The 12257-nt window shown below is 58.1% G+C and carries 15 protein-coding genes and 1 pseudogene; 10 read left to right on the plus strand and 6 right to left on the minus strand.

The window, feature by feature from the left end; translation table 11 throughout:
- Positions 1-112: 112 nt before the first annotated feature.
- Positions 113-1372 (plus strand): annotated as a pseudogene (locus tag B347_RS0121815) (class I adenylate cyclase); the annotation flags it as partial.
- Between the two features lie 93 nt (positions 1373-1465).
- Here the strand turns inward: B347_RS0121815 and rnk are convergent.
- From rnk to cyaY, 3 genes are all read right to left on the minus strand, one after another.
- On the minus strand, positions 1466-1879 hold the full coding sequence (gene rnk, locus B347_RS0121820; protein WP_019411824.1) for a nucleoside diphosphate kinase regulator: 414 nt from the start codon (positions 1877-1879) through the stop codon (positions 1466-1468).
- A 152-nt stretch (positions 1880-2031) separates the two neighbouring features.
- On the minus strand, positions 2032-2238 hold the full coding sequence (locus B347_RS26185; protein ID WP_081498336.1) for a DUF1289 domain-containing protein: 207 nt from the start codon (positions 2236-2238) through the stop codon (positions 2032-2034).
- A gap of 2 nt (positions 2239-2240) precedes the next feature.
- Positions 2241-2573, minus strand: coding sequence for an iron donor protein CyaY (gene cyaY / locus B347_RS0121830; RefSeq protein WP_019411826.1), 333 nt, complete (start codon positions 2571-2573; stop codon positions 2241-2243).
- A gap of 205 nt (positions 2574-2778) precedes the next feature.
- On the opposite strand from cyaY, the gene lptM reads away from it, so the two are divergent.
- The 6 genes from lptM to B347_RS0121860 are packed head-to-tail and all read left to right on the plus strand — an operon-like array spanning position 2779 to position 7341.
- Positions 2779-2934: an LPS translocon maturation chaperone LptM gene (gene lptM / locus B347_RS26190; protein WP_010656736.1), complete on the plus strand. Its 156-nt coding sequence runs from the start codon at positions 2779-2781 to the stop codon at positions 2932-2934.
- Positions 2935-2943: 9 nt separating this feature from the next.
- On the plus strand, positions 2944-4191 hold the full coding sequence (gene lysA, locus B347_RS0121840; protein ID WP_019411827.1) for a diaminopimelate decarboxylase: 1248 nt from the start codon (positions 2944-2946) through the stop codon (positions 4189-4191).
- Between the two features lie 4 nt (positions 4192-4195).
- Positions 4196-5026, plus strand: coding sequence for a diaminopimelate epimerase (dapF, locus tag B347_RS0121845; protein ID WP_019411828.1), 831 nt, complete (start codon positions 4196-4198; stop codon positions 5024-5026).
- A gap of 13 nt (positions 5027-5039) precedes the next feature.
- Complete coding sequence (locus B347_RS0121850) at positions 5040-5756, plus strand: DUF484 family protein (protein WP_019411829.1); 717 nt, start codon at positions 5040-5042, stop codon at positions 5754-5756.
- 2 nt (positions 5757-5758) lie between these two features.
- Entirely contained in the window at positions 5759-6655 is an 897-nt protein-coding gene (gene xerC, locus B347_RS0121855) for a tyrosine recombinase XerC (RefSeq protein WP_019411830.1), read from the plus strand.
- On the plus strand, positions 6652-7341 hold the full coding sequence (locus tag B347_RS0121860) for an HAD family hydrolase (protein ID WP_019411831.1): 690 nt from the start codon (positions 6652-6654) through the stop codon (positions 7339-7341). The genes xerC and B347_RS0121860 overlap by 4 nt, the downstream gene beginning before the upstream one ends.
- 186 nt (positions 7342-7527) lie before the next feature.
- Here the strand turns inward: B347_RS0121860 and sutA are convergent, their stop codons facing one another.
- From sutA to glnK, 3 genes are all read right to left on the minus strand, one after another.
- Positions 7528-7854: a transcriptional regulator SutA gene (sutA, locus tag B347_RS0121865; RefSeq protein WP_019411832.1), complete on the minus strand. Its 327-nt coding sequence runs from the start codon at positions 7852-7854 to the stop codon at positions 7528-7530.
- A gap of 486 nt (positions 7855-8340) precedes the next feature.
- Positions 8341-9678, minus strand: a complete 1338-nt coding sequence (locus tag B347_RS0121870; RefSeq protein ID WP_019411833.1) for an ammonium transporter — start codon at positions 9676-9678, stop codon at positions 8341-8343.
- A 35-nt stretch (positions 9679-9713) separates the two neighbouring features.
- The gene (gene glnK, locus B347_RS0121875) at positions 9714-10052 is read right to left on the minus strand and encodes a P-II family nitrogen regulator (protein WP_002555808.1); all 339 of its coding nucleotides are present in this window, start codon (positions 10050-10052) and stop codon (positions 9714-9716) included.
- Positions 10053-10470: 418 nt separating this feature from the next.
- Here glnK and B347_RS0121880 point away from each other — a divergent pair, with 418 nt between their 5' ends.
- The 3 genes from B347_RS0121880 to B347_RS25290 form a co-directional block, all read left to right on the plus strand.
- Positions 10471-10731 (plus strand): accessory factor UbiK family protein, encoded by a 261-nt coding sequence (locus B347_RS0121880; protein WP_019411834.1) that lies wholly within the window; start codon positions 10471-10473, stop codon positions 10729-10731.
- Between the two features lie 45 nt (positions 10732-10776).
- Positions 10777-11205, plus strand: a complete 429-nt coding sequence (locus B347_RS0121885; protein ID WP_019411835.1) for a bleomycin resistance protein — start codon at positions 10777-10779, stop codon at positions 11203-11205.
- Between the two features lie 146 nt (positions 11206-11351).
- On the plus strand, positions 11352-12257 hold a 906-nt coding region (locus tag B347_RS25290; RefSeq protein ID WP_019411836.1), incomplete at its 3' end, for an SrfA family protein.

Genomic DNA, 12257 nt, shown 5'->3' on the forward strand with positions numbered 1-12257 from the left:
AGATGTGTAAAAATTCTGACGTCAAAAACACATTCGCTCTAAGTCTTTGTTACCGCTGGTTGTAACCTCTCCTCCCCCTCTCTCTCGCTTGGCGAGCCAGTCTGAGTTTGCTATGACGCGCCCCTTTGAAATACGGCCCGCTCTGAATGAGGGAATCGACCGACAGATTCTCCACCAACTGCGTGGGCGATTTCTGGCTGTCAATCAGGGCCGTCTGGCTCGAGCGATGGCAGGCTTGACGCCCTGTCAGCAGACGGTACTGAGCCTGCTGGCGCTGCTTTTTCATGTGAATCATCGGTTGTTGCCCGGCTATGTCTCGGACTGCACGCCTGCCGGGGTGTCGGGCTATGTGCCTGATGCGTCAACGCTTGAGAGGGCGCAGGGTCTTGCGCCGGACTTCACTTACACCTGCGCCCCTACCGCGCCGCTGTTAATCCATGGCCTGTATTTGATGGGCAGTCTCGGAACGTTGGCCCAGACCGACAAAAGCGACATGGACGTGTGGATTTGCCACGCCCCGGATTTGGATGAGGGCGCCCTGGCGGCGTTGCACCAAAAGTGCCATCAACTGGAACTATGGGCGGCCATCCAAGGCTGGGAGGCGCATTTTTTTTTGATTGATGCACAGCGTTATGCTCAAGGCGAGGTTGCCTTGAAATGGAGCGAGGACGATGGCGCGGCCGTTCAGCATTCGTTGTTGCTTGATGAGTTTTATCGCACCGCTATCTGGTTAGCGGGGCGCACACCGTTGTGGTGGTGGGTGCCGGTGTGTGAGGAGGCTCGTTATGTCGAGTTTGCCAGCGCATTGCAGGCAAAGTGCTTTATCGGCGCCGATGAGGTCATTGATCTCGGGCATTTGGCGCACATCGCGCCAAGTGAATTTTTAGGTGCCGGCCTGCGGCAGTTGTTCAAAGGCATTGAGTCGCCCTACAAGTCAGTCCTCAAACTGCTGCTGATTGAGGTGTACGCCAGCGAGCACCCGCAGGTGAATTGCCTGAGCCTGGGGTTTAAGCGGGCGGTGTACAGCAATCAACTGGACCTCGATGAGCTAGACCCGTACGTGGTCGTGTACCGGCGTATCGAAGATTACCTGCGCGCCTGTGGCGATGAGCAGCGGCTGGAGCTGGTGCGTCGCAGCTTGTACTTGAAGGTCAATCCTAAGTTGACGCGTCATGCGGCTCAAGGTGGCGCACAGTGGCAACGCCAGTTGTTGGAGCGCTTGACCACTGAATGGGGCTGGGATGCGCAGCAGTTGGCGCGGCTGGACAATCGCTCGAACTGGAAGATCGGCCCCGACAGTCGTGAGCGTCTGGCGTTGTCGCGCGAGCTAAATGGCAGTTACCGGTTTTTGAGTCGGTTGGCGCGCGATGAGCCTGCACTCAGGTGGCCCGTCAGCGTGGAGTAAGGCGTTGGGGCAGCGCTGCAAAGCCGAGCGCTACCGTTGATCCTGATAGTGCGGGGACGCTTATAGGTCGAAATGGCCTGCTGCTTCTGGCTGGTATTCAACTTCGAGCAGTTTGAGCTTGAGGGTTTTGCCGCCCGGCGCTGGCCAGTCGATGTGTTGACCGGCATGCAGGCCCAGCAATGCACTGCCGACAGGCGCCAAAATCGAAATCTTGCCTTCGTCAGCGTTGGCGTCTTTGGGGTAAACCAGGGTCAGGTGGTAGTCCTTGCCGCTGCTTTCTTCGCGGCAATGAACACGCGAGTTCATGGTCACAACGCCCGCCGGAACTTCTTCGTGGCCGACAACATTTTCGGCTCGATCCAGCTCTGCTTGCAGCGCAACAACACCGGGTAATGTGTCGTCCAGGCTGTCGATCAACTTTTCCAGACGTTGTACGTCCAGGCGTGTGAGGGTGATGGCGGGTGAATTACTCATGACCTGGCAGACTCCTTTTTTCTGCACGGAAAAGCAAAACCCCGCCGAAAAATGGCGGGGTTTTGACCAGCCTCGTTAGGGCGAGGCGAACCCGGACACTACCACAGCAAAATAAATACACAAGCGAAGTGGGGTCAATGCGCAGCGGTGGATCAACCTTGGCGTTGCCGGGCCTGTTCACAAATTACCCGGCGCCGCTGGTCATCGGCCGAGCGCCACTCGCGAATATCTTCGACGTGGCGAAAACAGCCCATGCAGACTTTGTGCTCATCCAGCCGGCAGGTGCTGATGCAAGGTGACGGCACTGCCGGACTGACGTTGCTGTAAAGCGGTTTTGCGGGTTTAGCAGGGGTGTTCACAATCAGATCTCGTCAAAATCCAGCTCAGCGCCTGTGTGTTCCAGTGTCAGGCGTTGCACCATCTCACTCAGCAGTTCATCAGTGTTGTCATGAACCCAGCGCGAGCTCTCTTCATCGTAGTCAAAGTGGAAGCCCCCGCTTTTAGCAGCGAGCCAGAGCTGTCGCACGGGTTCCTGGCGGCTGAATATCAATTGGGCTTCGCCTTCAAACGTAACCGTCAGAACACCGGCTGAGTTCTCCAGATCTACATCCAGGCCACTCTCGTCAAAAACGTCTTCCAGCTGTTGCTGGGTTGCATCGACCAGATCGTGAAAACGGGCTTCAGTCAAACTCATGGTGGAACCCTCTTATTGTCTAGTCATGCTCGGAACTCGCAAGATACGGGCGCTCCAGGCCGATTGCAAACCCTAAGACTGACCGCCGGCAAGCCACCACTGATTATCCAGACAGGCGCCCACGCTCAAGCCGTCTACCGCATAGGCAAGCTGGTAGGTGCTCGGTATACTCGGGCGCAATTAATGCTTTTCAAAGGATTTCGCCATGAAGCGCCTGATCTCTTCTATTGCTGCGCTTGTCGCGGTTGCTTGCCTTGTTTCTGCCTGTGGTCAAAAAGGACCGCTGTATCTGCCCGATGACAGCCAAAACCCTGATGACCAAGCGAAGTCGTCGCAATCTCAAGCGCACAAGCACCAATAAGGGAGCACCATGGACGCTTTTAATTACCGGGATGGCGAGCTGTTTGCCGAAGGTGTTGCGCTGACGGCCATCGCCGAGCGCTTTGGTACGCCGACATATGTGTATTCCCGGGCGCACATCGAGGCGCAATACAACGCTTTCGCTGACGCCCTGAACGGAATGCCGCATTTGGTGTGTTTCGCGGTAAAGGCCAACTCCAACCTAGGTGTACTCAATGTCCTGGCGCGTTTGGGCGCTGGTTTTGACATTGTGTCGCGGGGTGAACTGGAGCGCGTGCTGGCCGCTGGCGGCTCGGCAGACAAGATCGTTTTTTCGGGTGTTGGCAAAACCCGCGACGACATGCGTCGTGCGCTGGAAGTGGGCGTTCACTGCTTCAACGTCGAGTCCAGCGAAGAGCTTGAGCGCTTGCAAGTGGTTGCCGCCGAGCTGGGTGTTCGTGCGCCGATCTCGTTGCGGGTCAACCCTGACGTCGACGCGGGCACTCACCCGTACATCTCTACCGGTCTTAAAGAAAACAAATTTGGTATCGCTATTGCTGACGCCGAGGATGTGTACATCCGCGCGGCGCAGTTGCCGAACCTCGATGTGGTCGGCGTCGATTGCCATATCGGCTCGCAACTGACCACTCTAGAACCGTTCATTGATGCCCTCGACCGCCTACTGGCGCTGGTCGACCGTCTGGGCGATTGCGGCATTTACCTGCGCCACATCGACCTCGGTGGTGGCTTGGGCGTGCGTTATCGCGATGAAGAGCCGCCATTGGCCGCTGATTACATCAAGGCGGTGCGTGCGCGCCTCGAGGGCCGTGATTTGTCGCTGGTGTTTGAGCCGGGCCGCTTTATCGTGGCCAACGCGGGCGTGCTGCTGACTCAGGTCGAGTACCTCAAGCACACCGAGCACAAAGACTTCGCCATCGTCGATGCGGCCATGAACGACCTGATTCGCCCGGCGTTGTATCAAGCTTGGATGGACGTGACCGCGGTTCGCCCGCGTGACACCGAAGCCCGTGCGTACGACATCGTGGGCCCGATCTGCGAGACCGGTGACTTCCTGGCCAAAGACCGCCAGTTGGCGCTGGCTGAAGGTGATCTGCTGGCTGTGCATTCGGCCGGTGCCTATGGCTTTGTGATGAGCTCGAACTACAACACCCGTGGCCGCGCCGCCGAAATTTTGGTGGATGGCGACAAGGCGTTTGAAGTGCGTCGCCGCGAGACCGTTGCTGAGTTGTTTGCTGGCGAAAGCCTGCTGCCGGAGTGAGCCCATGTTGCTGCGTTTTACCAAAATGCACGGCCTGGGTAATGACTTCATGGTTCTCGACCTGGTCAGCCAGCACGCGCACATTTTGCCCAAGCACGCCAAGCAATGGGGTGATCGGCACACGGGTGTCGGCTTTGATCAATTATTGATCGTTGAAGCCCCGAGCAGCCCGGAGGTGGATTTCCGTTACCGGATTTTCAACTCTGACGGTTCCGAAGTAGAACAGTGTGGTAACGGTGCGCGCTGCTTTGCGCGTTTTGTGCTCGACAAGCGTTTGACCACCAAGCGTCAGATCAAAGTCGAAACCAAAAGCGGCATCATTGAACTGAACGTGCGCAGCGACGGGCAAATCAGCGTCGATATGGGGCCGCCGCGCCTGATCCCGCAAGAGATCCCGTTTGTGGCTGATGCTCAGGCCTTGAGCTATGAGCTGGAGGTCGACGGCCAACACGTTGAGCTTGCGGCGGTGTCAATGGGCAACCCGCATGCGGTGTTGCGTGTCGATGACATCAATGCTGCGCCGGTGCACGAATTGGGGCCAAAAATTGAGCATCACCCGCGCTTTCCAGCGCGGGTCAATGTGGGTTTTCTGCACGTGATTGATCGCCAGCGCGCGCAACTGCGGGTGTGGGAGCGTGGTGCCGGGGAAACCCAGGCCTGCGGTACCGGCGCCTGTGCGGCTGCGGTGGCGGCGATCAGCCAGGGTTGGATGGATTCACCGTTGATCCTTGATTTGCCCGGTGGCCGTTTGTCTATCGAGTGGGCAGGCCCAGGCCATAGCGTGATCATGACCGGCCCGGCGATGCGTGTTTACGAAGGACAAGTCCGTTTATGAGCGAGCGCATCTGATGACCGACCAGCCACAGCCTTCCGACCTTGAACTGCCTGTTGATTCTCTGGAGGCCGCGACTGTTGCGGCGTATCTGGAGGCTCATCCGGACTTCTTCAGTCAACGCGACGAGTTGCTGTTGGCGTTGCGTATTCCGCACCAGCGAGGCGATACCATTTCGCTGGTCGAGCGCCAATTAGAGCTGTTACGTAGTCGCAACATCGAGATGCGTCATCGCTTGTCACAACTGATGGACGTGGCCCGCGACAACGATCGATTGTTCGAAAAAACCCGTCGTCTCAACCTTGCCCTGATGGACGCCACCAGTCTTGAAGAAATGGTGATAGCGGTCGAAGACAGCTTGCGCCAGGACTTTCAGGTGCCCTTTGTCAGCCTGGTGCTGTTTGGCGATAACCCGATGCCCGTCGGGCGCTGGGTTAGCAGCGCCGACGCGCAACGTGCCTTGGGCGGGTTGTTGGCCGAAGGCAAAGCGGTCAGCGGCAGTTTGCGTGAACATGAGCTGGACTTCCTGTTTGGCGAAGAGCAACGCAAGCAGATTGGGTCGACCGCCGTGGTGGCGCTCAATCATCTGGGTCTGCACGGCGTGTTGGCGGTGGCCAGCCGCGATCCCCAGCATTACAAAAGCTCGGTCGGGACGCTGTTTTTGGGGTATATCGCCGAAGTCCTAGGCCGAGTCCTGCCGCGTTTTACCAACGCCCTGCGCTCGGTGCGCTAGCTGTGGAACGACAACTGGACGCTTACTGCACTCACTTGCGCAGTGAGCGCCAAGTGTCACCGCACACGCTGCAAGCCTATCGCCGCGACCTGAACAAGGTGCTGGCGTTCTGCGTCAAAGAATCTATTCCCAATTGGTCTGCGCTGGACATTCAGCGCTTGCGCCAACTGGTGTCGCGTCTGCACCAGCAAGGCCAGTCTTCGCGCAGCATTGCGCGGTTGTTGTCGGCAGTGCGCGGGCTCTATCACTACCTCAATCGCGAAGGTGTGTGCGATCACGATCCGGCCAACGGCCTGGCGCCGCCCAAGGGTGAGCGTCGCCTGCCCAAAACCCTCGACACCGACCGTGCCCTGCAATTGCTCGAAGGCGCGGTCGAAGACGATTTTTTGGCCCTGCGCGACCAGGCCATTCTGGAACTGTTCTATTCGTCGGGGTTGCGCCTGTCTGAGTTGACCGGGCTTAATCTGGACCAGTTGGACCTGGCCGATGGCTTGGTTGAAGTGCTCGGTAAAGGCAGTAAGACCCGCGTACTGCCGGTCGGCAAAAAAGCCCGCGAGGCCCTCCAAGCGTGGCTCCCGTTGCGCGCACTGGCCAACCCGCAAGACGATGCTGTGTTCGTCAGCCAGCGCGGCAGCCGCCTAGGGCCGCGGGCCATTCAGTTGCGGGTCAAGGCGGCAGGCGAGCGCGAGCTGGGGCAAAACCTGCACCCGCACATGCTGCGCCATTCATTCGCCAGCCATTTGCTGGAGTCGTCTCAGGATTTACGTGCGGTGCAAGAGTTGCTGGGGCATGCGGACATTAAAACCACGCAAATCTATACCCATTTGGATTTCCAGCACCTGGCATCGGTTTACGACAGCGCCCACCCACGGGCCAAACGCAGTAAGGGCAGTGAATGACTATTGAGCTGATTACCTTCGACCTTGACGACACCCTGTGGGACACCGCTCCGGTGATTATCAGCGCCGAGGCCGCCATGCATGACTGGTTGGCGGCGAATGCACCAAGATTGGGCGCATTAGACCTTGTGGCGTATCAGGCGCTACGCCAGCGGGTTTTGAGCGATGAGCCACAGCTCAAACACCGGATCAGCGCCTTGCGTCGGCGGGTGTTGTTTCACGCGTTAAACGATGCGGGTTATGAGAACGCGGCCGGCATGTCGGATCAAGCCTTTGAGGTCTTTATCGAGGCGCGTCATGCACTGCACGTATTCCCGCTGGCAGAGCCGACGTTGACGCAACTGGCCCGTGACTACGCATTGGGCGTGGTCACCAATGGCAACGCGGACGTGCGACGGATCGGGTTGGGGCATCACTTCAGGTTTGTGTTGTGTGCCGAAGACATTGGCATTGCCAAGCCGGATGCGCGGCTGTTCCATGAAGCCTTATCGCGCGGTGGCGTGGCGGCCAGTTCGACCGTGCACGTGGGCGATCACCCTGGTGACGACATTGCCGGTGCCCAGCAGGCAGGCTTGCGCGCCGTCTGGTTCAATCCGGGTGGCAAACGCTGGGACGGTGACAAAGCCCCGGATGCCGAAGTAGGTTGCTTGAGCGAACTGCCAGCGGTGCTCAAGCACCTGCGCTAAACGCTTCGCGAAAAGATCGCGAGACAAGCTCGCTCCTGCACAGGCCCCCTCTCGTAGCCGTTGACGAGCCTTGCGAGGCTTCGTCCGGCTGCGCAGCGGCCGCCTATGGGGGGGCGGCGCTCAGCCGTGACCCACAAAAAAACCCGCAGCGACGGCGGGTTTTTTCTTCATGCATTGGAGCAGTCCTTAGATAGGACGGCTGCCGTACTTGTTGTCAGGCTTTTTGGGTGGGTCTGCCACCACGTTCGCCTCGACCTCCTGCACTTTGCCGCCCCGCGAAAGAAACTCTTCCATGGCACGAGCCAGCGCATCACGCTCTTTGTTTTTGGCTTCAACACTTGGCAGGTCATCTACCGAAACCGCTGCCTTGGATTTGCCTTTGGCCGCAGGGACCGGCGCATCTTCGCCACCGTCATCGTCTGCAACGTCTTCGGCTGTTGCTTCCAAGCCTTCTTCGGTTTCGTCTTCGTCACCTACTTCGAGGTCATCATTTTCCAGATCATCGTCGCTCATGTTCTACCCCATGACTTGCGTAAAGCAGATTAGTTATAGACCAGCTGCGCCAACTGTCGACTGCCGCTGGTGAAAAAGTAGCCTTGGGTAAACCGAGGCTCAAGTCTCTTCATCGATTAAGGTGACGAGAACTTACCGAGCACCGCGGTATCGCGCTGTTCGTCCAGATAAACACGTTGCCAGCAGCCCAGTGCCAGTTGCTTTGGCTGCCCGGCCTGCGGGCCTTGAAAGCGTCGGGAGGTTATCCTCGCCTTCGTCCTGCCAAGGTGCTGTTTTTCGCCCTTCGGCGCGCATTCTAGCGTGCTGAATAAAAAAACAAAGCGGCTAATAGTCGAGTTTCGATGTAAGTATTCAGCTTACAAACCAGCGTAGAACTGTTCTAAGCCTAAAGTGGTAGGAAAAATCATTTCAGTGCCGCGAATAGCGCCAGATTACAGATAAAAAAATACCCGGCAGGCCGGGTATTTTTTTCGAGCGCTTGCGAGCTTACAAGTTGTAACCGCGTTCGTTGTGTTGTGCCAGGTCGAGGCCAACGGCCTCTTCCTCTTCGGCAACACGCAGGCCCATCACGGCATCCAGCACTTTGAGAATGACGAAGGTCACAATCGCGGTGTAGACGACGGTGAAGGCGACACCCTTGAACTGAATCCAGACTTGCGTCGGGATGTCAGTGACGGCGCCGAAGCCACCCAGTGCAGGGGCTGCGAACACACCAGTCAGGATGGCGCCGACGATACCGCCGATACCGTGTACGCCGAATGCGTCCAGTGAGTCGTCATAGCCCAGTTTGCGCTTGAGGCTGGTGGCGCAGAAGAAGCAGATCACGCCTGCCGCCAGACCGATCACGATCGAGCCCATTGGGCCAACAGTGCCTGCCGCTGGGGTAATGGCCACCAGACCTGCGACCACGCCGGAGGCGATGCCCAGTGCGCTTGGTTTACCGTGGGTGACCCACTCGGCAAACATCCAACCCAGTGCAGCCGCGGCGGTTGCGATTTGAGTTACCAGCATCGCCATGCCGGCGGTGCCATTGGCAGCCGCGGCGGAGCCTGCGTTAAAGCCGAACCAGCCGATCCACAGCATCGCCGCGCCGATCAGGGTGTAACCCAGGTTGTGCGGGGCCATTGGCGTGGTCGGGTAGCCTTTACGCTTGCCGAGTACGATGCACGCTACAAGGCCTGCAATACCGGCGTTGATGTGCACCACGGTGCCGCCCGCGAAGTCGAGCACACCCCAATCACCCAGCAATGAACCCGGGCCGCCCCAGACCATATGCGCGATAGGTGCATACACCAAGGTGAACCACACGCCCATGAAGATCAGCATGGCCGAGAACTTCATGCGCTCAGCGAACGCACCGACGATCAGGGCAGGGGTGATGATGGCGAAGGTCATCTGGAAGGTGACGAAGATCGCCTCAGGGAACAGCGCCGAAGGTCCCGTAATGCTGGCAGGTGTGATGCCAGCCAAGAACGCTTTGCCAAAGCCGCCGATGAATGAGTTGAAGTTAACAACGCCCGCTTCCATACCGGTTGTGTCGAACGTGATGCTGTAGCCGTAAGCGACCCACAGAATGCTGATCAGGCCGGTAATGGCGAAGCATTGCATCATCACGGAAAGAAGGTTTTTAGAGCGGACCATGCCGCCGTAAAACAGCGCCAGGCCGGGAATGGTCATAAACAGCACCAAAGCCGTGGCAGTCAGCATCCAGGCAGTGTCGCCGGAGTTGAGGACTGGAGCGGCCACTTCGTCTGCCGCCATGGCCAGGCCAGGCATTACGACGGACAACAGGGCTCCGAGCCCTGCGATTTTACGCAGAGTCATAGTGTTTTCTCCTGGGGCGTTGGGGGTTTGGCGGCTTAGATTGCGTCGGTATCGGTTTCGCCGGTACGGATGCGAATAGCCTGTTCCAGATTGACCACAAAAATCTTGCCATCACCAATCTTGCCGGTGTTAGCAGCCTTGGTTATCGCTTCGATAACCCGGTCAAGATCTTTGTCGTCAATGGCGACATCAATCTTCACCTTTGGCAGAAAATCGACCACATACTCCGCGCCGCGATACAGCTCGGTGTGACCTTTCTGCCGGCCGAAGCCTTTAACCTCAGTAACGGTAATGCCTTGCACACCGATTTCAGACAGCGACTCGCGTACGTCGTCTAATTTGAACGGCTTGATAATGGCGGTGACTAGCTTCATGAAACTTCTCCCGAATTGGTGGACTTGCCCCAGGAAAACAAACCCGGCTCAAGTCTAAGCGCAGTGTCTGGCTTTGTAACGCGTCGTTGTCCTTCTTCAGGCAACGCAACGTGTATCAATCGCTGGTGACGAAAACACTCCCTGAACCATCTGCCGCACTACCATCGTCACAGCAACTGCATCAGTACGTGAGTCATGAGCAACTAAGCAGAAACCTTGCCATGTCTGAAAAAGTCAGCAATTACAGTCATTTACCAAGGGTTGATGGCTTTGTGCCTGAGTTCGCAGGGGATTTGTGCACTCAAACGGTGCGCTGGTGGCAGGTGGGATGCGCGAAAAATGTGCGAAGGCCGGTTGGGAATGCCCCCCTGACACTGCGTGATACACTCGCCGCCATCAGTTTTAAGGACCTTAAATCATGCTCGCGCCTAAAGACCTTCTCGACGCCCTGAGTGGCCACGCCTCTCGTCTGTTCAGTGGCGAAACTGCGCTGCCGCGCAACGAAATCGAAAGCCAGTTCAAAGCCTTGCTGCAAAGTGGCTTTAGCAAGCTGGACTTGGTCAGCCGCGAAGAATTCGACAGCCAGATGGTGGTCTTGGCCCGCACCCGCGCACGCCTTGAAAGCCTTGAGGCCAAAGTGGCTGAACTGGAAGCCACGTTGCTGCCGCCCGCTGAGTAATGCCCGGATGCGGTGCGTTTTTTAATAAGAACAAGGATGTTTTTTATGGTGGTGATGAACGCACTGGTGCCTGAGTTGATCGTCGCGGATCTGGCGCGCAGCCTGCACTTCTACTGTGATGTGCTGGGCTTCACCGTCGAGTATCAACGGCCTGAGCATCTTTTTGCTTTTCTGTCTTTTCATGGCAGCCAACTGATGTTGGAGCAGGATGATCATGAAGAGTCCGCTTGGCGTGTGGGGCCGTTAGAGCCGCCGTTTGGGCGGGGCATGAACCTCTCGATCAAATGCCCTGACGCGCAAGGTTTGATCGGGCACCTCCACGCCGCCGGGCACACGCTACGCAAACCCCTCGAAGAACGTTGGTACCGCAGCAACGATGTGCTGTTTGGTGAGCGCAACTTTTTAGTGCTCGACCCCGACGGCTATCTGCTTCGCTTTGCCGATGATCTAGGCACCAAGGCTGTGGAGGGGTAAACCTGCCCCGCGCCGACAAATTGACGGTTCTCAGATAATGGCTATTTGACGCCAGTGACGCTTTAACATTACTGTCCTCACCTTTCAGGGAGGCGGTGCGGGCATCAGTCCGGGTTTTACCGCGCGAATTAATTGATGGAGCAAGGATGCGCGGCGCACTTTTACGCAGTGGCAAAAGTGGGGCTTTTACGGCCCTGGGTGAAACTGGACAGCCGGTCTATCGGTCTGCACTGCAACTACGCGAAGCGATTCGCCGCAAAAATCCTGGCATGGCCATGCATTTGGCCGTCCCGCAAAGTGATGAGTTGGGCGACAACATTGACTGGTACAGCGATGTCCAGGGCGATGTCGTGCCGTGGGGCAGCGCCACCGAAGCAGAACGCGCCCCTGCCCGCGCCCAGCTCGAAACCTTCAAAGCCTTTTTGGCCGAGCAGAGCACGACGCTGCTGAGCGAAGGCGCCAGTTCGCCGCTCAGTGACAAAGCGGTCTTCGCCAAGCTCCTTACGCGCGTCATCTCCTTTCCTGATGAAAGCTTTGTGTACTTGGTCAACGGCACGCCGGTACTGACCTTTTGGGGGTTTGTACACCCCAATGCCGATCGTTTTCTAGATCCGTTGTATTGCCTTTATCCGCGCACTGAAGTGCCTGTCGCAGCGCCGTTGGCACCCGTTGCCGAGCCTGTGGTGACGCCGCCACGCGCTCATGTGGTGGTCAAACGCCCTTGGTGGCGCTGGTTGTGGTGGCTGCTGCCTTTGTTGCTCCTGCTCTTGCTGTTGTTCGGGCTGCGCTTTTGCGCGCCGAATGCGCCGTTGCCCGAGACCTCGGGCTCCGCGTGGCAATGGCCAAAGGTTGAGCTGCCACAGTCGCTCAAGCTGATTATGGGCAAACTGGGCCTCGGTGATGGCAATGGCCTGTCGGGTCAGGGGCCTGGCAGGGGCGGCGCACAGCTGCCCAAGACGGGCTCGGACACGGCTCCACTACCGGCTCCCAAACCGGGCGGTGACGCGCCTGCGCCGCCTGCACCTGAACCCAATCCGACGCCCGAGCCGCCC

This window comes from Pseudomonas psychrophila HA-4 (assembly GCF_000282975.1).
GTDB lineage: Bacteria > Pseudomonadota > Gammaproteobacteria > Pseudomonadales > Pseudomonadaceae > Aquipseudomonas > Aquipseudomonas psychrophila_A.